The sequence below is a fragment of the Streptomyces sp. UF-297 genome (assembly GCF_058245575.1).
Genome location: NZ_JBSIBZ010000006.1, coordinates 149,239 through 170,444 on the forward strand (window position 1 = coordinate 149,239; position 21,206 = coordinate 170,444).

The 21,206-nt window shown below is 68.2% G+C and carries 18 protein-coding genes and 1 rRNA gene; 16 read left to right on the forward strand and 3 right to left on the reverse strand.

The genetic code is table 11. The features are described from left to right. Positions 1 to 561: 561 nt before the first annotated feature. From AC4IJH_RS06225 to AC4IJH_RS06250, 6 genes are all read left to right on the forward strand, one after another. Entirely contained in the window at positions 562 to 894 is a 333-nt protein-coding gene (locus tag AC4IJH_RS06225) for a DUF2563 family protein (RefSeq protein ID WP_490850506.1), read from the forward strand. Beyond that, positions 891 to 1,913 (forward strand): WXG100 family type VII secretion target, encoded by a 1,023-nt coding sequence (locus AC4IJH_RS06230; RefSeq protein ID WP_490850507.1) that lies wholly within the window; start codon positions 891 to 893, stop codon positions 1,911 to 1,913. Before AC4IJH_RS06225 ends, AC4IJH_RS06230 begins: the two co-directional genes overlap by 4 nt. A 116-nt stretch (positions 1,914 to 2,029) precedes the next feature. Next, complete coding sequence (locus AC4IJH_RS06235) at positions 2,030 to 2,524, forward strand: hypothetical protein (RefSeq protein ID WP_490850508.1); 495 nt, start codon at positions 2,030 to 2,032, stop codon at positions 2,522 to 2,524. A gap of 79 nt (positions 2,525 to 2,603) precedes the next feature. Then, positions 2,604 to 2,903 (forward strand): hypothetical protein, encoded by a 300-nt coding sequence (locus AC4IJH_RS06240; RefSeq protein WP_490850509.1) that lies wholly within the window; start codon positions 2,604 to 2,606, stop codon positions 2,901 to 2,903. A gap of 193 nt (positions 2,904 to 3,096) precedes the next feature. Continuing rightward, positions 3,097 to 3,381 (forward strand): hypothetical protein, encoded by a 285-nt coding sequence (locus AC4IJH_RS06245; protein ID WP_490850510.1) that lies wholly within the window; start codon positions 3,097 to 3,099, stop codon positions 3,379 to 3,381. Continuing rightward, positions 3,378 to 4,241 carry a WXG100 family type VII secretion target gene (locus AC4IJH_RS06250; RefSeq protein ID WP_490850511.1) on the forward strand — a complete coding sequence of 288 codons (864 nt, stop codon included), beginning with the start codon at positions 3,378 to 3,380 and terminating at the stop codon, positions 4,239 to 4,241. Before AC4IJH_RS06245 ends, AC4IJH_RS06250 begins: the two co-directional genes overlap by 4 nt. A 120-nt stretch (positions 4,242 to 4,361) precedes the next feature. Here the strand turns inward: AC4IJH_RS06250 and eccCa are convergent, their stop codons facing one another. Then, positions 4,362 to 8,309 carry a type VII secretion protein EccCa gene (gene eccCa / locus AC4IJH_RS06255; protein ID WP_490850512.1) on the reverse strand — a complete coding sequence of 1,316 codons (3,948 nt, stop codon included), beginning with the start codon at positions 8,307 to 8,309 and terminating at the stop codon, positions 4,362 to 4,364. Between the two features lie 271 nt (positions 8,310 to 8,580). On the opposite strand from eccCa, the gene eccD reads away from it, so the two are divergent. The 6 genes from eccD to AC4IJH_RS06285 all read left to right on the forward strand — a co-directional run bounded on the left by eccD (position 8,581) and on the right by AC4IJH_RS06285 (position 15,668). Further along, complete coding sequence (eccD, locus tag AC4IJH_RS06260; protein WP_490850513.1) at positions 8,581 to 10,056, forward strand: type VII secretion integral membrane protein EccD; 1,476 nt, start codon at positions 8,581 to 8,583, stop codon at positions 10,054 to 10,056. A 157-nt stretch (positions 10,057 to 10,213) separates the two neighbouring features. After that, positions 10,214 to 10,501, forward strand: coding sequence for a 30S ribosomal protein S15 (rpsO, locus tag AC4IJH_RS06265; RefSeq protein ID WP_030676627.1), 288 nt, complete (start codon positions 10,214 to 10,216; stop codon positions 10,499 to 10,501). A 331-nt stretch (positions 10,502 to 10,832) separates the two neighbouring features. Then, positions 10,833 to 13,061, forward strand: coding sequence for a polyribonucleotide nucleotidyltransferase (locus AC4IJH_RS06270; RefSeq protein ID WP_490850514.1), 2,229 nt, complete (start codon positions 10,833 to 10,835; stop codon positions 13,059 to 13,061). Then, entirely contained in the window at positions 13,058 to 14,437 is a 1,380-nt protein-coding gene (locus AC4IJH_RS06275) for a M16 family metallopeptidase (RefSeq protein ID WP_490850515.1), read from the forward strand. The genes AC4IJH_RS06270 and AC4IJH_RS06275 overlap by 4 nt, the downstream gene beginning before the upstream one ends. Before the next feature lie 20 nt (positions 14,438 to 14,457). After that, the gene (dapB, locus tag AC4IJH_RS06280; RefSeq protein ID WP_490850516.1) at positions 14,458 to 15,210 is read left to right on the forward strand and encodes a 4-hydroxy-tetrahydrodipicolinate reductase; all 753 of its coding nucleotides are present in this window, start codon (positions 14,458 to 14,460) and stop codon (positions 15,208 to 15,210) included. 5 nt (positions 15,211 to 15,215) lie between these two features. Next, entirely contained in the window at positions 15,216 to 15,668 is a 453-nt protein-coding gene (locus AC4IJH_RS06285; protein ID WP_490850517.1) for a hypothetical protein, read from the forward strand. 73 nt (positions 15,669 to 15,741) lie between these two features. On the opposite strand, the gene AC4IJH_RS06290 is transcribed toward AC4IJH_RS06285, so the two are convergent. Together AC4IJH_RS06290 and AC4IJH_RS06295 are read right to left on the reverse strand one after the other, a co-directional pair. Next, positions 15,742 to 16,290 carry an SCO5741 family PH domain-containing membrane protein gene (locus AC4IJH_RS06290; RefSeq protein ID WP_490850518.1) on the reverse strand — a complete coding sequence of 183 codons (549 nt, stop codon included), beginning with the start codon at positions 16,288 to 16,290 and terminating at the stop codon, positions 15,742 to 15,744. Between the two features lie 107 nt (positions 16,291 to 16,397). Next, on the reverse strand, positions 16,398 to 16,643 hold the full coding sequence (locus tag AC4IJH_RS06295; RefSeq protein WP_490850519.1) for a hypothetical protein: 246 nt from the start codon (positions 16,641 to 16,643) through the stop codon (positions 16,398 to 16,400). A gap of 242 nt (positions 16,644 to 16,885) precedes the next feature. On the opposite strand from AC4IJH_RS06295, the gene thyX reads away from it, so the two are divergent. From thyX to AC4IJH_RS06315, 4 genes are all read left to right on the forward strand, one after another. Further along, entirely contained in the window at positions 16,886 to 17,635 is a 750-nt protein-coding gene (gene thyX, locus AC4IJH_RS06300; protein ID WP_490850520.1) for an FAD-dependent thymidylate synthase, read from the forward strand. A gap of 185 nt (positions 17,636 to 17,820) precedes the next feature. Beyond that, complete coding sequence (gene dapA, locus AC4IJH_RS06305) at positions 17,821 to 18,720, forward strand: 4-hydroxy-tetrahydrodipicolinate synthase (protein WP_490850521.1); 900 nt, start codon at positions 17,821 to 17,823, stop codon at positions 18,718 to 18,720. 113 nt (positions 18,721 to 18,833) lie between these two features. Further along, the gene (locus AC4IJH_RS06310; RefSeq protein ID WP_490850522.1) at positions 18,834 to 20,519 is read left to right on the forward strand and encodes a ribonuclease J; all 1,686 of its coding nucleotides are present in this window, start codon (positions 18,834 to 18,836) and stop codon (positions 20,517 to 20,519) included. A gap of 612 nt (positions 20,520 to 21,131) precedes the next feature. Beyond that, positions 21,132 to 21,206: ribosomal RNA gene (locus AC4IJH_RS06315) — 16S ribosomal RNA — on the forward strand; the annotation flags it as partial.

The window sequence follows — 21,206 nt, forward strand, 5'->3', positions numbered from 1 at the left end:
CGGGTGCGACCACCGTCTTTGGGCGGGACCGATGCGAGCGCTTGCTGCAGCGTTTGGGGCGCACGATCGCGATGGAGCGCTGCTGATGGCGGCGCCTCCGCTTCGTCGGCCATCCCATCAGTGGAGCTGTGCGTCTCCTCGGCAGACCCGGATATCGCGATTCCTCAAGGTGGCCCAACCGCAAGGGAGTTGAGGCGCAGTTCAACATCCTGCAGCACGGCCCGCTGGGTATGGAGGACGAAGGCTTCTCCGGTGCTGGACATCGCGCTGATCTGACGGATCCGGAAGAGCTGTGCGGAGCGGGCACGTCTCCCCGCACCCTCCAGAAGGCGACATATCCCTTTCAGGGGCGATGAGTTGATGTTCCTGGCGCAATTGCCTTCCCCGTACTTGTGGCCTCTAGAGTGTCGCGCGGCACTGCGCAGTTCTTCATTCGCCATTGGCTCGTCTCCAGTTGGCACGTATGGCGGATCGTGGTCTCTTACTGCCGCGGTTGCTCGGTGACTGAACGCATGATTCATCGCAGTGGAGGGCTCGTCGCCCTGCTGTGCCCTTGGCGACGTGAACACGGGAGGGCATGTGGGACAGGGGTACGACGTCGACAGTGCGGCCCTGCGGCGCTATGCGAACGCGGTGGACCGCGCGGCGGACCAGGTCGAGAAGATACGTAACCGTACGACCGGACTGGGCCTCTCGAGCGGAACGTTCGGAATGCTGGCCGAGTCCGAGAGTCTGAAGGCGGACTACGACAAGCAGTCGCACGAAGCCGTCAGCGACCTCAAGGACGTCAAGGAGTCGCTGAGCGGAATCGCCGACGGGGTGCGGGGGATTGCCAAGGCGTACGACAGCCGTGAGGACGAGCAGATACAGGCGCTCGGAGGTGGCGGGGCGTGAGTGCAGCGCTGGAGCGCGCCGGATTCAGTGTCGACTGGAGCAACCCCCTTGCGGGGGCGCTCGATTCGACGATCCGCGGTGCCATCAAGGAGCTCGGCCTCGACGACTATCTGGAAAAGGTCAGCGGGGACAACGAGCGGCTTCTCCACGTCGCGTCCGAGTGGCGCGCCGCTGCCCGCGACATGCAAGGGGTCGTCGACGACCTGCGCGCCGAACGCAAGACGCTCGATAGGGCCTGGAGCGGCCCGGCGGCCACTGCTTTCGGCGGCATGATGACCGAATTCGAGGAGGCCCTGCACGGCGAGGCCGAGGACATGAAAACGGTCGCGGAACTTCTCGAAACGGCAGCGGAGGCGTGCGCCGAGGCCGAGAAGCTGATGGTCGAGCTGATCGTTGAGATCGTGGAGGCGCTGCTCGCTGCCGCGGCGACGGCGGCGATTGTCGCGCTTCTCACCGCGGGTGTCGGGGCTGCCATCGGCCCGCTCATAGCTGCCGCGGGAACCGCGCACCGCGTCCTGAAGGCCGTACGCATCACCGCCAAGCTGGCCGACAAACTGAAGGACTTGGCGGAGCGCTTGCGCGCATCGCAGCGGCTGCGCAGGCTGCGCACCAAGGCCAAGGCGGCCTGGCGGCACAAGGAGACCCGGAAGAAAATCAAGGGTCTGGTCAAGCGGCCGGTCAAGAAGGCGTTGGGCGCGAAGATGATTGGCGCCGGTATTGACGCGGCTCCGGTGGGCGGAAGCGTCATCGAGCACCACACCGGTGTCGACGTCGGCGCGAAGATGGAGCAGTGGGGCAACAAAGGCGAGAAGGTCATCCACGACACCACCGGTCTCGACTGGGTTCGCGTCGGTGGTGAGAAGTGGGATCTGGAGCACCAGAGCGACGGAAAGGAGCCCGGCTCGCAGACCGAGCAGCAGAAGCGGTACGCACAGCGGCCCGAACCGCAGAGCTTCAAGGAGCGTGTGGCACAGTCCGTTCCGCACGGTGCGAAGTCGGTGCGGGAGGTCTTCGGATGAGCTTGCGAGTCGCCTACGGGCGTATTCCGTACGGGGAGGCCCGCGAACGGGCCGGCGAGGCGGTTCCTGCCGGTGAGCGTCTTGTGCAGAGCGAGGTCGTACTGCCCGGAGTGCGAATGAAACGGCCTGCACTGCGGCGGCGGCCCAAAGTCATGGCGGGGCGGCGGCTGCCCGGAGACCGCTGGGAGGGGACGAAGCGGATCTTCTGGAAGGTCTACGACATCGTCGATTGGATTCCCGATCCCTTCGGCCGGCAGCGGAAGAAGGGAAAGCCGCTCAGCGGCGGCTGGGGGAGCCTGGCGGGTCAGCTCGCGGCGGCAATATGGCCACGCGTACCGACCACCGACGCGCTGGTTCTCCTTCAACTCACCGACCGGCGCCTGCACGTCACCTATGTCCAGCGGGGGAGGCGCCGCGGCGTACTGGGCGTGGTCGAGGCCGGGTGGAGTACGGCGGCCGGCCAGGTGGCCTGGATCAGGCATCGCACTGACATCGACGCCGATACGTACGAGCTCGGATTCGTCGATGACTCATGGGTACGCGTCGCGCTGCCCAGCCAGCACGCGTCCTCTTTCGTGGAGTGTTTCCCGCGAGGCCGCCAGGGCGCGTGAAAGTTGCCCCGGTGCGCCCCGAAACCCGCGGACGATGCGCCGGGATCGGCGCGACGGTGAGCGATTACGATTTCGGCTCATGAGTGCAGCTGACGATGACCAGCTCGGATCCGAGTCGCGTACGGGCCCGACACCGCGGCAGGCGCGGCGGATACGGATAGCCGCGGCGGCCGTGCTGATGGCCGTGATGGCGGTGGTGCTGGTCATACGTCTGGCGAGCCGGACGTCCGTGTTGGTGGTGGGGGTGTACGGGGCCGCGCTCGTCCTGTGCGGAATCGTGATCGAGTTGAGCCGGCACGGCCGAACGCGGCTGGGTACGTGGATTCTGGCCGCGGGCCTGGCGGCAGCCCTCGCGGCGGACTGGCTTCTGCTGCCCTGACGGGACGGCCGCGACGGCCTTCGTATTGATCGTCACGGCGTCAACACGCAATCCACACAATTCCATTGTGGTGGTCGCGATGCGCTCACCGCATCGTCCCGAAGCTGTCATAGGTGCCGTGCCGATGGTGGTCCGGGAGGGCCTTGGGCATGTGCTAGACCTGAGGGTTCAATTACCAACGGGGAGAGGGCACATGTCCGACGAAATGCGGGTCGATACCGGCGAATTGCGGAAACTCGGCGCGATATTCGCGACATACGCGCAGGAGCTGGACGGGCAACTCGACGCATTCCGACGTCGTACGGACAGTGGTGCGCAGCCTTTGCCGTACGCCGATCTCGCCGAGCGAATGGAGCTGGTGATCGGCCAACTACGGCAGAAACTTGATGAAATCGGGCACGGAATGCACGACAACGCACGGCGCACTGCCGCCGCGGACGACGAGACGGCGGCCGAGATGATGCGGGGTGTCCTGTGACGGGGGATGCGACGGGGGAGCGGAAGGCGCACCGCCCGGAGGCGCTGCTGGACGCCGCGGCCGGCTGGCGGGACATGGGCAAGCACCTGGAGAGCGCGATCGGCGACCTCGACCGGCAGGTGGGCCGGGCGCGCGAGACGCACTGGCAGGGCGACGACGCCGAGGCGTTCGGCCAGGACTGGCACCGCCTCAAGCGCAAGATCGACGATGTACTGCCCGTATTCGAACTGGCGGCGGCGGGGCTGGAGGAGCAGGCCGCCGACGCGGACACTGCCACGGGTCTGCACGGTGGTGCGGAGGGGGCGAGTGGGGCCGACGGCGATACGGGTCAGGGCAGCGGCGGCGGCAGGAGCAGCAGCGGTACGGGCCACGAGGCGATGTACGCGCTGATGGCCTTGGGCCAGGTCAGCAACGCGCTGGGCGCCACCTTCGGCGGGCGTGGCGGCCGAGGCAGAGGGAGACGCGGCGGCCCGCAGGCGACTCAGATCTGGGATACGCCGAGCGCGCCCGCCGGTCCGGATCCGTTCGGTCTCCCCGCCGCCGAGAAGCGGTCGGCGGAGAAGGCGCGCGGCGGCGAGGCCGTGGCCAAGGGCGAGCGCGTACCCGGCAAGGACGCCGACAGGGCCAAGGGCGCGGACGGAATCAAGGAAGCGGACAGCTCGAAGGGCTCCGAGCGCGCAGAAACCAGAGACAGCAAGCGCGAGGGCACCGGGGACGCCAAGGGCAAGGGGCCCGAGGCGAAGGGCCAGGCGCGGCAGGGGCAACAGGAGCAGCAAGAAGACTCCGCCACCGACAATCCCACCAACAGCAAGCCCAAGAGCAACAAGCCCGACACCACCCGTCACGGCGCTCTCGGCTGACTCCTGCTCCCACTCCCGCCCGCGAACACCGAAGCGGCGGTGCCCCTCCCAAGGATCCCAGGGATCTCAAGGAGAAGCACCGCCGCAGTCGTCGTCAGATTCGCAGGAGGGAAAAGCGGGTCACCCCTTGGGCGGCAGCCACCCCGTCTGCACCAGCTGCGTCCCCTTCTTGCGGGTGACGAACTGGCCGCGGCCCGGAGTGAGCGGCATCGCCTTCAGGTTGCCCATCAGCGGGCCCTCGCCCGGGTCGCCGGAGAGGATGATGCCCTGCGCGCCCAGTTCCTTCGTACGCTGCATGACCGGCTCGAAGGAGGTGCGGCCCGCACCCGACGAGGACCGCGCGATGATCAGGCGCAGGCCCAGGTCGCGCGCGAACGGCAGGTACTCCAGCAGCGGCATCAGCGGGTTGCCGCTGCCGGCCGCGACCAGGTCGTAGTCGTCGACGATGATGAACGCGTCCGGCAGGTCGTACCAACTGCGGTTGCGCAGCTGCTCCGGCGTGACGTCCGGGCCCGGCATACGGCGCCCGAGCGACCCGGCCAGACCGCCGATGACCTCCTCCAGCTGCGGACCCGCCGCGCAGTACTTGTAGAGATGGCTCTCCGGAATCTCCCCAAGATGTGCACGCCGGTAGTCGGAGACGACCATGAGCGCCTTCTCCGCCGGGTACCGCTCCGCGATCTGCTTGGCGATCAGGCGCAGCAGCGAGGACTTGCCGGACTCGCTGTCACCGAAGATGACCAGCAGCGGGTCGTTCTCGAAGTCGATGAACGCCGGCGCCAGCGTCGTCTCGTCGACACCGATGGCGATGCCGTGCTGCGGGTAGTCGCCGCCCTTGGGCAGCTCGTTGACGTGCAGCACCGTCGGCAGCATCCGTACCTGCGGGGCCGGCGGGCCCTGCCAGTGCTCCTTGACCGTGGCCACCAGGTGGGCCATGCCCTCGCCGAGGCTGGAGGCGTCGCTGGAGCCGTCGATGCGCGGCAGCGCCGAGAGGTAGTCCAGCTTCTCGGAGGACAGACCGCGGCCCGGCTTGCCGAGCGGCACGTTCTCCGCGCGCTTGCGGTCGAACTCCGACTCCATCGGGTCGCCGAGCCGCAGCTCGACGCGGTTGAGCAGCAGGTCGCGCAGGGCGGGGCGTACCTCGGTGTAGCGCGAGGCGCCGATGATCAGGTGGACACCGAAGCCGAGACCGCGGCCCGCGATGTCCAGTATCACCGGGTCGAGCTGCTCGTAGTCGGTCTTGAAGGTCTGCCAGCCGTCGATGATGAGGAAGACATCGCCCCACTTCTGGTCCGGGTACTGCCCGGCCGCCCGGCGCTGCCGGTAGGTGTTGATGGAGTCGATGCTGTTCGCGCGGAAGAACTCCTCGCGCTCGTTGAGGATTCCCAGGACCTCGGCGACCGTACGGCGCACCTTCTCGGCGTCCAGTCGGGAGGCGACCCCGCCCACGTGCGGCAGGTCGCTGAAGGCGAGCATGCCGCCGCCACCGAAGTCCAGGCAGTAGAACTGCACTTCGGCCGGGGTGTGGGTGAGCGCGAAGGACGCCATCGTCGAGCGCAGCAGCGTCGACTTTCCGGACTGCGGGCCACCGACGAACAGGCCGTGACCGGCCGAGCCGGAGAAGTCCTGGTACATGACGTCGCGGCGCTGTTCGAAGGGCTTGTCCACGATCGCGACGGGCACCACCAGCTTGCCGATGGCGGTGTACTCCGCGGCGTGCACCCCGCGCTCCGGGGTGACCGACAGCGGAGGCAGCAGCCGGTCCATGGAGGGCGACTCCTCCAGCGGCGGCAGCCACACCTGGTGGGCGGGCGGGCCCTGCCCCGCCATCCGCTGCACGATCACGTCCAGCACGGTGTCGGCCAGCGCGTCGTCCTGCTGCGGAACCGCCTGTACGGGCTCGGGCTCCTCGATGATGTGCCGCGCGACCGGCGCCGCGGTGAAGGGCACCGGCAGGCGCCGGGTACGGCTTCCGCCACCGCCGCCGCCGTCCCCGTCGGGCCGGTAGACACCCGAGACGTACGCGGCCTTGAACTGCACCATCGTCTCGGTGTCGTACTTCAGGATGCCCGCGCCGGGGACGTTGGGCAGGTGGTACGCGTCCGGCACACCGATCGCGGTACGCGACTCCGCGGCCGAGAACGTACGCAGACCGATCCGGTACGAAAGGAACGTGTCCAGACCGCGCAGCTTGCCCTCTTCCAGGCGCTGCGAGGCGAGCAGCATGTGCACACCCAGCGAACGGCCGATACGGCCGATCTGGATGAACATGTCGATGAAATCCGGCTTGGCGGTGAGGAGTTCGGAGAACTCGTCCAGCACCATCACCAGCGAGGCCATCGGCTCCAGCGGAGCACCGGCGGCGCGCGCCTTCTCGTAGTCGGTGATGTTGGCGTAGTTGCCCGCCGAGCGCAGCAGCTCCTGACGGCGCTGGAGCTCACCGGTGATCGAGTCACGCATGCGGTCGACCATGGTGAGGTCGTCCGCGAGGTTGGTGATGACCGCCGCGACATGCGGCATGTCGGACATACCGGTGAAGGTGGCGCCACCCTTGAAGTCCGCGAGGATGAAGTTCAGCGTCTCCGAGGAGTGGGTGACGGCCAGGCCCAGTACGAGCGTGCGCAGCAGCTCCGACTTACCGGAACCGGTCGCACCGACGCACAGGCCGTGCGGGCCCATGCCCTCCTGGGAGGCCTCCTTGATGTCCAGCATGATCGGCTGGCCGTCCTGGCCCACACCGATCGGTACCCGCAGCCGCTCGTGCAGCGTGCGCGGCCGCCAGGTGCGCGAGACGTCCACCGAGCCGGCGTCGCCGATGCTCATCAGGTCGGTGAAGTCCAGGTTGGCCAGCAGCGGCTCGTCGCCGTCGGCGGTGCCCGCGCGCAGCGGCGCCAGCTGCCGGGCCAGCGCCTCGGCCTCGACCTCGGACATCACATCGGGGGTGCCGGTGTAGACCGAGCCGTTCGCCGACTCCAGTACGAGCTTGTCGGGGCGTACCTGCACCGCCAGCGAGCTGCGCAGCTCGTCCAGCTCGCCGGGCACGATCTCGATGATGGTGACGCCCTGCAGACCCTCGGCGCCCGCGATCACCGAATCCACCGGTACGGAACCGCCGTCCAGCACGATGACCAGGTGCGGGGTGTCCGCCACCGGCGGGCCCTGCGGGTTGAACCGCCCGCGCCCGTCCAGCGCGTCCGCCAGCATCTCCTCGACCTCGCCGAGGTCCTGCACGATCAGGCGGCGGGTGCCGGCGCCGTCCAGGGTCTTGTCCTGGGAGTGCGGCAGCCACTTCACCCACTCCCACTCCGCCATCGCGCCCGGCGCGGCCACGACCGCGATCTTCAGGTCCTCGGGGGAGTGCAGGGTGCACAACTGGCCGATGATGGCGCGCGATTCGCCGTAGACGGTGTCGGTGTCCCCGGAGACCGTCAGGTGGTAGAAGGCGCGCAGCGAGACCGCCAGCGGCAGGTTCTGCAGATAGCCGTGTGCGTCCAGGAACTGCTTCATCGCGTGCGCGGTCAGCGGCTCCAGCTCGTCCACCGGTGCCGTCTCGGGCGCCTTCAGGGGAGTGGCCAGCTGCTGCGGGCCGAGCCCGAGGCGCACCTGCGCGAAGTCCGCGTCGGAGGAACGCCGTTCCCAGATGCGCTTGCCCTCGGCGACCACGGCCCACAACTGGGACGGATCGGGGTGCAGATAAAGCTGGGAATCACGCTGTTTGCGCGCGGTACGGCGTACCTCATTGCGCTTCTGCGCAAGGTACTTGAGGTAGTCCTGGCGCTCTTGGGACATTTGTCCGGCAGGACCCTGTCGGGCCCGCACGATCTGCGCTACCACCATGGCCACGGTGGACAACGCCATCATCGCACCCATGATCTTCATCATCGGGTTCATGCCCGGCATGAAGAAGAACGCCGCGGAGGAACCCATGCCCAGCATGGGCAACAGGTTCATCAGCATGTTGTTGTCGCCCTCGCGGGGCAATTCCGGTGGTGCCTCCAGCGTCACCTCCTCAATGGGCACTTCGGGTGGCAAGGCCCGAGGCGGGCGCTTGACGATCGTGACGCTCACCGAGACATCAGTCCTTCACGCGATTCGCAGTTTGGACCGCCCCCGTCTTGACGGCCCCCCGGCCAAGTCATTAGCTCAGCGCGGAGGCGATCCTACTGACCGCAGTCAAGCCTTGGGGTGGGTGGGGCGTAAGACTAAATGGGCGGTACGCTGACGCCCCACCGCGCGCAGCCGCTTTTTATCAACAGAAGCGCAGCGCAGTTTCCGGACACTTTTCGGACACTTCAGCAAAGATGCGCAAACAAACCACCGGACGAGGGGGAACCGCCAGGTGAGCACGACCGCAGGCACTGGCTTCTGCCGGGTCACAGTCGTCGCGCCGGACGCACGGATCGACGTGGCACTGCCCGAAGATGTCGCGATTATCGACATCTATCCGGAGATCCTGCAGCTCTCCGGTCAGTCTCAGGCCGAAGGGGCACCCACCGGTTATCACCTGGTGTCCCGGGACGGCACTGTTCTGGATTCGGGACGCTCGCTGGCCGAACAGCAGGTACGCGACGGCGACCTCATTCTGCTGCGCCCGTTCGCCGAATCGCTGCCCTCCGCGGTCTTCGACGACGTCTCCGACGCCGTCGCCTCCGCGGTCAAGCGCAGCCGCCACCGGTGGAACGACACCATGATGAACGGCGTCGGTCTCGCCGCCGGCATGGTGCTGCTGACGATGATGGCCTTCGCTCTGTGGTTCTCGAACCCGATGGACCGGGACATGCACCGCCTCCCGGGCATCATCGCGGGCGTCGTCGGCATCCTGCTGGTCACGCTCGCCGGCGTACGCGCCCGTATCTACAACGACCACGGGTCCTCCATCGCGCTGGGCCTGGCCGCGCTGCCGCACCTGCTGATCGCCGGATCCGGCATCTTCCCCACCGACCCGGGCGAGCAGCCCGGCCGGCTGCACTTCCTGGTCGGCTGTGTCGTCGTACTGATCGCGTCCATCCTGCTGGTGGCCCTGCTGCCGCGCGGTGACGCCCCCTTCGTCGCGGCGTCCTTCCTGTCCGCCGTCGGCACCCTCGCCGCCTTCGCCTCGGTCCTGACCGACGCCCCGGCAAGCGAGGTCGCCGCCGTCACCGCCGTCGTCGCGGTGGCCGTCGTCGCCTGGCTGCCCGCGCTGTCCGCCCGCTTCGCGCGGCTGCCCATCGGCTACCGCTCCCCGGACCAGATTGCCCGCGGCCGCGACTTCGACTCCGATGAGTCCGCCTCCAACGAGTGGGAGTCGGTGGACTTCGTCCGCATCGGCAACCAGGCCAAGCGCGGCCACGAGCTGCTCCTGGGCCTGGTCGCGGGCTGCTCGGCCCTGGTCGTCGGCTCGGCCGGTGTGGTCCTGGGCTTCTCCGACAACTGGTGGGCCCAGCTCCTGGCGCTGGCCGCCGGCATCACGCTCATGCTGCGCGCCCGCCTCTTCGACTACACCTCGCAGGTCGCCTGCCTGCTGGTCGCCGGTGTCCTCACGATCGTGCTGCTGATCCTGGGCATCGTGCTCAACCCGCCGTCGGAGATCTTCAAGGAGCTCCTGCTGCACCAGAACAGCGGCCCGCTCAACATCCGCACCATCTGGTTCGCCGGCGCCGTCGCGATCGCCGCCGGAATCTTCGTGGCGATCGGCCTGATCGTCCCGCGCAAGGGCGTCACCCCCTCCTGGGGCCGCCTCTTCGACCTCTTCGACGGTGTGGTGCTGCTCTCCCTGGTGCCGCTGTGCCTGGGCGTACTGGACGTGTACTCCGCGGTGCGCAGCATCACCAGTTAGCGCCGCCCCCGCTCCCGTCCACGGCCCCCCGACCGCCCGGTCGGGGGGCCGTCGGCAACTGGTACGCTGTGTGACGGCCCTGTTGAGTCATCCAAGCTATCCCTGTGAAGCAGACCAGGGACGCTCGACGGGCAACCACACCACTGAGGAGTACCGCGTGTCTCTCGACGCCGCTACGAAGAAGCAGATCATGGCCGAGTTCGGCACCAAGGAGGGCGACACCGGCTCCCCCGAGGTCCAGGTCGCGCTGCTTTCCCGCCGCATCTCGGACCTGACCGAGCACCTCAAGACCCACAAGCACGACCACCACTCCCGCCGTGGCCTGCTGCTCCTGGTCGGCCAGCGCCGCCGCCTGCTGCAGTACCTGGCGAAGAAGGACATCACGCGCTTCCGTGCGCTGGTCGAGCGCCTCGGCATCCGCCGCGGTGCTGCGGGCGCCAAGTAAGACGCTGCTGAGGGAGCGGTTCCCACGCCGGGGGCCGCTCCCTTTGCCGTACGCGCCGTACACGGGCGCGGCAGGGACCTGACGCTTGTGCCACCCCCTGGTGGACAGAAGCTTTGTAGTCTGGTCCCACAACGCCATAGCGACAACCGAATAACGTACGAGGTGGGGCGCCCATTCGCCGCCGGTCCTCGGTAGTGGCCCCCGGAAGAGCCGCTGACCTGCGGGTCACCACTCCGGGTGCTTCGATCGAAGACCGGCCCGCACCCCGGCGCTCCACCCAAGACGGTCCGCCGCAACACGTGCAGCGGACGCAGACGAGGAGATATTCCTGGTGGAGAACGAGACCCACTACGCCGAGGCCGTCATCGACAACGGCTCCTTCGGCACCCGTACCATCCGCTTCGAGACGGGCCGCCTGGCCAAGCAGGCCGCCGGCTCCGCCGTTGCGTACCTGGACGACGACACCATGGTGCTGTCGGCCACCACCGCTTCCAAGAACCCGAAGGACCAGCTGGACTTCTTCCCGCTGACCGTCGACGTCGAGGAGCGGATGTACGCGGCCGGGAAGATCCCCGGCTCCTTCTTCCGCCGTGAGGGCCGGCCCTCCGAGGACGCGATCCTCACCTGCCGCCTGATCGACCGGCCGCTGCGCCCCTCCTTCAAGAAGGGCCTGCGCAACGAGATCCAGATCGTCGAGACGATCATGGCGCTCAACCCCGACCACCTCTACGACGTGGTCGCCATCAACGCCGCCTCCTGCTCCACGCAGCTGGCCGGCCTGCCCTTCTCCGGCCCGATCGGCGGCACCCGTGTCGCGCTGATCAACGGCCAGTGGGTCGCCTTCCCGACGCACACCGAGCTCGAGGACGCCGTCTTCGACATGGTGGTCGCCGGCCGCGTCCTCCCGGACGGCGATGTCGCGATCATGATGGTCGAGGCCGAGGCCACCGAGAAGACCATCGAGTTGGTCAAGGGCGGCGCCGAGGCGCCGACCGAGGAGGTCGTCGCCGCCGGTCTCGAGGCCGCCAAGCCCTTCATCAAGGTGCTGTGCAAGGCCCAGTCGGACCTGGCCGCCAAGGCTGCCAAGCCGACCGGCGAGTTCCCGATCTTCCTCGACTACCAGGACGACGTCCTGGAGGCGCTGACCGCCGCCGTCAAGGACGAGCTGGCCCAGGCGCTGACCATCGCGGGCAAGCAGGAGCGCGAGGCCGAGCTGGACCGCGTCAAGGGTCTTGCCGCCGAGAAGCTGCTCCCGCAGTTCGAGGGCCGCGAGAAGGAGATCTCCGCGGCGTACCGCTCGCTGACCAAGACCCTGGTCCGTGAGCGCGTCATCAAGGAGAAGGTCCGCATCGACGGCCGTGGCGTGACGGACATCCGTACGCTCGCCGCCGAGGTCGAGGCCATCCCGCGGGTGCACGGCTCGGCGCTGTTCGAGCGTGGCGAGACCCAGATCCTGGGCGTCACCACCCTGAACATGCTCCGCATGGAGCAGCAGCTGGACACCCTTTCCCCGGTGACCCGCAAGCGCTACATGCACAACTACAACTTCCCGCCGTACTCCACCGGTGAGACCGGCCGCGTGGGCTCGCCCAAGCGCCGCGAGATCGGCCACGGCGCGCTCGCCGAGCGCGCTCTGACGCCGGTGCTGCCGACGCGCGAGGAGTTCCCCTACGCGATCCGCCAGGTCTCCGAGGCGCTGGGCTCCAACGGCTCCACCTCCATGGGCTCGGTCTGCGCCTCCACCATGTCGCTGCTGAACGCCGGTGTGCCCCTGAAGGCCGCCGTCGCCGGTATCGCCATGGGCCTGATCTCCCAGGAGATCGACGGCGAGACCCACTACGTCACCCTCACCGACATCCTCGGTGCGGAGGACGCCTTCGGCGACATGGACTTCAAGGTCGCCGGTACGAAGCAGTTCGTCACCGCGCTGCAGCTCGACACCAAGCTCGACGGCATCCCCGCCTCGGTCCTGGCCGCCGCGCTGAAGCAGGCCCGTGACGCGCGTCTGCACATCCTGGACGTGATGAACGAGGCGATCGACGTTCCGGACGAGATGTCCCCGAACGCGCCGCGCATCATCACCGTCAAGATCCCGGTGGACAAGATCGGTGAGGTCATCGGCCCCAAGGGCAAGATGATCAACCAGATCCAGGAGGACACCGGCGCCGACATCACGATCGAGGACGACGGCACCATCTACATCGGTGCCGCCGACGGCCCGGCCGCCGAGGCCGCCCGCGCCACGATCAACGGCATCGCCAACCCGACCATGCCGGAGGTCGGCGAGCGCTACCTGGGTACGGTCGTCAAGACCACCACCTTCGGTGCGTTCGTCTCCCTGCTCCCGGGCAAGGACGGCCTGCTGCACATCTCGCAGATCCGCAAGCTCGCCGGTGGCAAGCGCGTGGAGAACGTCGAGGACGTGCTCGCGGTGGGCGCCAAGGTCCAGGTCGAGATCGCCGAGATCGACCAGCGCGGCAAGCTCTCCCTGACCCCGGTCATCGAGGGTGAAGAGGGCGACGCCGACAAGGCCGACAAGAAGGACGACGCCGCCAAGTGACGTCCCGTAGCTCACAGGCGACGGCCCGCACCTCTTCGGAGGGGCGGGCCGTCGCCCGTACCCAAACGCTTCTCAAGGGCGTGGGCGGCGCCGGGACGGTGCGCAAGACCACCCTCCCCGGCGGTCTGCGCATCGTCACCGAGACCCTGCCCTCCGTACGCTCCGTCACCTTCGGCATCTGGGCCCACGTCGGCTCGCGCGATGAGACGCCGTCCCTGAACGGCGCCACGCACTACTTGGAGCACCTGCTCTTCAAGGGCACCAAGAAGCGCTCCGCGCTGGACATCTCCGCCGCCATCGACGCGGTCGGCGGCGAGATGAACGCCTTCACCGCCAAGGAGTACACGTGCTACTACGCACGTGTGCTGGACTCCGACCTCCCACTCGCCATCGACGTGGTCTGCGACATGCTGACCGGCTCGACCATCGAGCCGGAGGACGTGGACGCCGAGCGCGGCGTGATCCTCGAAGAGATCGCGATGACCGAGGACGACCCGGGCGACTGTGTGCACGACCTGTTCGCGCACACCATGCTCGGCGACACCCCCCTCGGCCGCCCGGTCCTGGGCACGGTCGACACGGTCAACGCCCTCACCCCCGACCGCATCCGCCGCTTCTACAAGAAGCACTACGACCCCACCCACCTGGTCGTCGCCGCCGCGGGCAATGTCGACCACGCCAAGGTCGTCCGCATGGTCCGCGCCGCCTTCGACAAGGCCGGTGCGCTGACCCGTACGGACGCCACCCCCATCGCCCCGCGCGAGGGCTCCCGTACGATCCGCACGGCGGGCCGCGTCGAACTGCTCAGCCGCAAGACCGAGCAGGCCCACATCGTCCTCGGCATGCCGGGCATGGCCCGCACCGACGACCGCCGCTGGACCATGGGCGTACTGAACGCGGCGCTCGGCGGCGGCATGAGCTCCCGCCTCTTCCAGGAGGTACGGGAAAAGCGCGGCCTGGCCTACAGCGTGTACTCCTACACCTCCGGCTACGCCGACTGCGGGCTCTTCGGCGTCTACGCCGGCTGCCGCCCCAGCCAGGTCCACGACGTGCTCAAGATCTGCCGCGACCAGCTCGACCAGGTCGCCGAGCACGGCCTGACCGACGACGAGATCCGCCGGGCCATCGGCCAGCTGCGCGGCTCCACCGTCCTGGGCCTGGAGGACACCGGTGCGCTGATGAACCGCATCGGCAAGAGCGAGCTGTGCTGGGGCGAGCAGATGTCGGTGGACGACATGCTCGCCCGGATAGCTGCGGTCACCCCGGACGAGGTGCGCGAGCTGGCCCGGGATGTACTGGGACAGCGACCCTCGCTGTCCGTGATCGGGCCGCTCAAGGACCGGCAGGCCGCCCGCCTGCACGAAGCCGTCGCCTAACCCACGAAGGATCGAGCACGATGAGCAAGCTGCGCGTGGCCGTCATCGGCGCCAAGGGCCGCATCGGCTCCGAGGCCGTACGGGCCGTCGAAGCCGCCAAGGACATGGAGCTGGTGGCTGCACTGGGCCGGGGCGACAAGCTGGACGTACTGACCGAGGCGGGAGCCCAGGTCGCGGTCGAGCTGACGCACCCCGACTCGGTCATGGACAACCTCGAGTTCTGTGTACGCAACGGCATCCACGGCGTCGTCGGCACCACCGGATGGACCGAGGACCGCCTCGCGCAGCTGCGCTCCTGGCTGGAGGCCAGTCCGGAGACGGGCGTGCTCATCGCGCCGAACTTCTCCATCGGCGCGGTGCTGACCATGCGCTTCGCCCAGCAGGCGGCCCGTTTCTTCGAGTCCGTCGAGGTCATCGAGCTGCACCACCCGAACAAGGCCGACGCGCCCTCGGGCACCGCGGCCCGTACGGCCCAGCTGATCGCCGCCGCCAGGCAGAAGGCCGGCTGCGCGCCGCAGCCGGACGCCACCAGCACCGCGCTGGACGGCGCCCGCGGCGCGGACGTGGACGGCATCCCCGTGCACTCCGTCAGGCTGCGCGGCCTGCTGGCTCACCAGGAGGTCCTGCTCGGCGGCGAGGGGGAGACCCTCACCGTCCGCCACGACTCCCTGCACCACAGCAGCTTCATGCCGGGCATCCTGCTCGGCGCCCGCCGTGTGGTGGACAGCCCGGGCCTGACCTTCGGGCTGGAACACTTCCTGGACCTGGACTGACCGCCGTGCGCGCAAAGATCACTTACTTCGCCCTCGCGGCGGTCCTGGTCGTCTACTTCGTCCTGGTCGGCTCGCGCGGTGTGCTGCTCATCCAGCAGGGCACCGTGATCACCGTCGCCTTCGGAGCGGCCGTCCTGGTCCTGCCGTTCATCGGCATCTGGTTCCTGTGGCAGACCACCCAGTTCGCCCGTAAGGCGGGCAGGCTGGCGCGTGAGCTGGAGGACGAGGGCGGGCTGCCGGTGGACGAGCTGAAGCGCACACCCAGCGGCCGTATCGACCGGGAGTCCGCCGACGAGGTCTTCGCCAGGCGGCGGGCCGAGACCGAGGAGCGCCCGCAGGACTGGCGTACGTGGTTCCGGCTCGCCGTGGCCTACCACGACGCCCGGGACACCCCGCGCGCCCGCAAGGCCATGCAGCGCGCCATCGCCCTGCGCGAGGGCAAGCCCGTACGCGCCTGAGCGGGAGCCGAAACCACTGCGCCCGGCCTCTCCCGCGCTGCGGGACGGGCCGGGCGCTTTACGTCCGGGCGGCTCAGCCGCGGTACTCCGCCGCCCAGGCCTCCAGGACGTCCGCGGCCCGGTCGAACGCCTCCGGGCGGGAGAGGAAGTCGCCGTTGTGGTCGGTGACCAGCGTCCGCAGCGGTTCACCCTGCACACGGTCCACCACCAGGGCCTGACCCTGCACCGTGCGCGGCAATCCCAGCCACTTCACGGGCTGTTGGGCCGTACGCACCGACGCGACGCCGCTCCAGGCGAGGGTCGTGGTCGAGAACATCGCCACCTGGCGCAGGCCGTGGGAGCTGACCCACACCCCCATGCGCAGCAGCCGCAGCGCGAGCGCGATCACCAGGGCGGAGACCCCCGCGCACACCAGGGAGCCGGACAGCGAGCCGGCCAGGGCAGTGATCATCGCGGAGAACAGGACGAACGACGCGAGCAGCAAAAACACTGCCGCCGCCCCCACTCGCCACGGTCCGGGGCGGTAGGGACGGCGCCAGTGATCAGGCTCTTCATGAGGCAGCGGGGCCGGTTCGGCACTGCTGTCGAGGTCGCGGTCGGCCGTCAGAAAGGGCAGGGGCACGGCTGATCCTCACTCAAGGCACGCAGGTGGAAGCTGTGACCGGTGAGGCTATCGAGACTTGACGGGCGGAACCACTCCGCCGCCCCCGTCCCTGCCCTTTCAGGTGGTCAACGGCCGTTCGCCGCCTCCGACTGATGCACCCCGGTGCTGCCCGGGCTGCTCTGCTGCAGCGCGGGAACACCGAACATCAGCGCACCGACCAGGCCTCCCGCAACAGTCAGTCCCATGAGCGAGCGCGCCGCGAGCTGCGTACGACTGGCACGTTCTCGCGGCGGCGGCGCGACATTGCTGCGGAACCTGTCGGCCTCTGCGACAAAGGCGAACGGTACGGGCTCTCGCCGACGGCGGAACATGAGCGGGCTCTCCTAGGAACCTCGTAGTGGGCACTGTCACAGGGTTAGACGTCTGTGTCGCCCGATTGGTGCCCGTTTTCAGTGACTTCTGTGAAAAATATCAACCGCCGTATCCGCCGGTGACTCTGGGGTCGTTTTGTTCCCTGCTGCGGCATGGCGCCGCATATCGGTGCTTGTCGGCCGCTGTCAGTGGTGCGCCGTAGGCTTGGCGCCGCACGAGGACCGATTGGAAGGAACCGCCGGTGTCCAACACCCCCGCCCCCAGCGCCGAAGGCGCAGCCGCCAGCTTCCGCAGCGAGGTGACCGTCGAGCTGGTCAAGCACAGCGCCGCCGACAGTGACGTCCTGTGGGCGGCCCGCGTCTCCACGGCCGGCGAGCAGTCCCTGGAGGAGCTGCAGAAGGACCCCGAGCGCTCCAAGGGCCTGATCAACTACCTGATGCGGGACCGGCACGGCAGCCCCTTCGAGCACAACTCCATGACCTTCTTCATCAGCGCGCCGATCTTCGTCTTCCGCGAGTTCATGCGCCACCGCGTGGGCTGGTCCTACAACGAGGAGTCCGGCCGCTACCGTCAGCTGGAGCCGACGTTCTACGTCCCCGGCGAGTCCCGCAAGCTCGTCCAGCAGGGCCGCCCCGGCAAGTACGAGTTCGTCGAGGGCACGGCCGCTCAGCACGAGCTGACCGGCCGCGTCATGGAGGACTCCTACCGCCAGGCCTACGAGGCCTACCAGGAGATGCTCGCCGCCGGCGTGGCCCGCGAGGTCGCCCGTGCGGTCCTGCCCGTCGGCCTGTACTCCTCGATGTACGCCACCTGCAACGCCCGCTCCCTGATGCACTTCCTCGGCCTGCGCACCCAGCACGAGCTGGCCACGGTCCCCTCCTTCCCGCAGCGCGAGATCGAGATGGTCGGCGAGCAGATGGAGGCCCAGTGGGCCAAGCTCATGCCGCTGACGTACGCCGCCTTCAACGCCAACGGCCGCGTCGCCCCGTAGAGATCACTTGCCGTAACGGGCAGTACACACGTACTAAGTGTCCGTATTGCGGCATTTTGAGAAGTTCATCTACGCTGAACAAACGGACCCGGCACTGCTTGAACCCCCGAGCAGGCAGTGCCGGGATCCATCTCCCCGCTCCCCAGGGGCGCAACCCGCGGGGAGCTACGAGTAGCGTGGGACCCATGGCTCCGACATCCACACCGCAGACCCCCTTCGGGCGGGTACTGACCGCCATGGTCACGCCTTTCACGGCGGACGGCGCTCTCGACCTCGACGGCGCGCAGCAGCTCGCCGCCCACCTGGTGGACGCCGGCAACGACGGCCTCGTCGTCAACGGCACCACCGGTGAGTCCCCGACCACCAGCGATGCGGAGAAAGCCCAGCTGGTACGGGCCGTGGTCGATGCGGTCGGTGATCGTGCCTTCGTCGTGGCCGGAGCCGGTACGAACGACACCCGGCACAGCCTCGAACTCGCCCGCGCAGCCCAGGACGCCGGAGCGCACGGCCTGCTCGCCGTGACGCCGTACTACAGCAAGCCGCCGCAGGAAGGTCTCTTCCGGCACTTCACCGCCATCGCGGACGCCACCGACCTGCCGGTCATGCTCTACGACATCCCCGGCCGCAGCGGCGTCCCGATCAACACCGAGACCATCGTCAAGCTCGCCGAGCACCCGCGTATCGTCGCCAACAAGGACGCCAAGGGCGACCTCGGCCGTGCGAGCTGGGCCATCGCCCGCTCCGGCCTGGCCTGGTACAGCGGCGACGACATGCTCAACCTGCCGCTCCTGTCGGTCGGCGCCATCGGCTTCGTGTCCGTGGTCGGCCATGTCGTGACCCCCGAGCTGCGCGCCCTCCTGGACGCCCACCTGCACGGCGACGTCACCAAGGCCACCGAGATCCACCAGAAGCTGCTGCCGGTCTTCACCGGCATGTTCCGCACCCAGGGCGTCATCACCACCAAGGCGGCACTCGGGCTCCAGGGCCTGCCCGCCGGCCCGCTGCGCCTGCCGCTGGTGGACCTCTCCGCGGAGGAAACCGAACAGCTCAAGCGCGATCTCGCCGCCGGCGGGGTACATCTGTAACCACAGACTTCACAACTGCATACGGACAACAACAGCCACAACAGCAAGTGCACGAATGTCATGCGCGCCACGTGCCTCAAAGGCCACGTGGCGCGCATGGTGAGGAGAGTCTTTTGAGTCATCCGCATCCCGAGCTCGGCGCCCCGCCGAAGCTCCCCAAGGGCGGCCTGCGCGTCACCCCCCTGGGCGGCCTGGGCGAAATCGGCCGCAACATGACCGTCTTCGAATACGGCGGCCGTCTGCTGATCGTCGACTGCGGAGTGCTTTTCCCCGAGGAGGAGCAGCCCGGAGTCGACCTGATCCTGCCGGACTTCAGCTCCGTCCGGGACCGCCTGGACGACATCGACGGCATCGTGCTCACGCACGGCCACGAGGACCACATCGGCGGTGTCCCCTACCTCCTGCGCGAGAAGCCGGACATCCCGCTGATCGGCTCCAAGCTGACCCTCGCGCTGATCGAGGCCAAGCTCCAGGAGCACCGCATCCGGCCCTACACGCTGGAGGTCAAGGAGGGGCACACCGAGCGCATCGGCCCCTTCGACTGCGAGTTCATCGCGGTCAACCACTCCATCCCGGACGCCCTGGCGGTGGCCATCCGCACCCCCGCGGGCATGGCCGTGCACACCGGCGACTTCAAGATGGACCAGCTCCCGCTGGACCGTCGCCTGACCGACCTCCCGGCCTTCGCCAAACTCGGCGAGGAAGGCATCGACCTTCTCCTCGTCGACTCCACGAACGCCGAGGTCCCGGGCTTCGTACCGCCCGAGAAGGACATCTCCAACGTCCTTCGCCAGGTCTTCGCCGGCGCCCAGAAGCGCATCATCGTGGCCAGCTTCGCCAGCCATGTGCACCGCATCCAGCAGATCCTGGACGCCGCCCACGAGTACGGCCGCCGGGTCGCCTTCGTCGGCCGCTCCATGGTCCGCAACATGGGCATCGCCCGTGACCTGGGCTACCTCAAGGTCCCGGCGGGCCTGGTCGTCGACGTCAAGACCCTGGACGACCTCCCCGACGACGAGATCGTGCTGGTGTGCACCGGCTCCCAGGGCGAGCCCATGGCCGCGCTCTCGCGCATGGCCAACCGCGACCACCAGATCCGCATCGTCCAGGGCGACACCGTCATCCTGGCCTCGTCGCTCATCCCGGGCAACGAGAACGCGGTCTACCGCGTCATCAACGGCCTGACCCGCTGGGGCGCCAACGTCGTCCACAAGGGCAACGCCAAGGTCCACGTCTCGGGCCACGCCTCGGCCGGCGAGCTGCTGTACTTCTACAACATCTGCAAGCCGAAGAACCTGATGCCGGTGCACGGCGAATGGCGCCATCTGCGCGCCAACGCCGAGTTGGGCGCCCTCACCGGCGTCCCCAAGGACCACATCGTCATCGCCGAGGACGGCGTCGTGGTCGACCTGGTCGACGGCAAGGCCAAGATCGTCGGCAAGGTCCAGGCGGGTTACGTGTACGTCGACGGCCTCTCGGTCGGCGATGTCACCGAGTCCTCCCTCAAGGACCGCCGCATCCTGGGCGACGAGGGCATCATCTCGGTCTTCGTCGTCGTCGACAGCAGCAGCGGCAAGATCGTCGGCGGCCCGCACATCCAGGCCCGCGGCTCCGGCATCGAGGACTCGGCCTTCGACGCCGTGATCCCCAAGATCGACGAGGCGCTGGCGAAGTCGGCGCAGGACGGTATCGCCGAGCCCCACCAGCTCCAGCAGCTGATCCGCCGAGCCATCGGCAAGTGGGTCTCCGACAACTACCGTCGTCGCCCGATGATCCTGCCCGTCGTCGTCGAGGTCTGACCTCGGTCGTCGTACGGCTCGGAGCGGAGCGCCCGGATTTGCATCGGGGCGTTCCGCTCCAGTACGTTTACCTCTCCGCCTGACAGGGAACCCGGCACGCCTGAGCGTCCGGACCAGCCCTCCAGGGCCGGAAATCCGACCCAGAGAAATTCTGATAAAGTCGGAAACGTCGAAAGACAAAGGCCAATCCAAAGGCCACCGGAATCAAATCCCAGTCGGAAACGACAAGGAAAAGAATCTGGTAAAGTCGGAACCGCCGGAAAGGGAAACCAGGAAGGCGAGCCCCGCTCCAACAGGGGGCCGGATCGGAAAAACGATCTGGTAAGGTTGGAAACGCAAGACCGAAGGGAAGCGCCCGGAGGGCCCGGTGAAACGGGACCAAAGGAAGCGTCCGTTCCTTGAGAACTCAACAGCGTGCCAAAAGTCAACGCCAGATATGTTGATACCCCGTCTCCAGCATCAGCTGGGACGAGGTTCCTTTGAAAGCCCTCCCAAGCTTTTGGGAGGCACACACAGCGAGGACGCTGTGAACGGTCGGGCCTATTCCGCCCGACTGTTCCGCTCAACGCGAGTGTCACCCGCAGTTTTTAATTAAACGCAGTCGGGTAAGCATTCACGGAGAGTTTGATCCTGGCTCAGGACGAACGCTGGCGGCGTGCTTAACACATGCAAGTCGAACGATGAAGC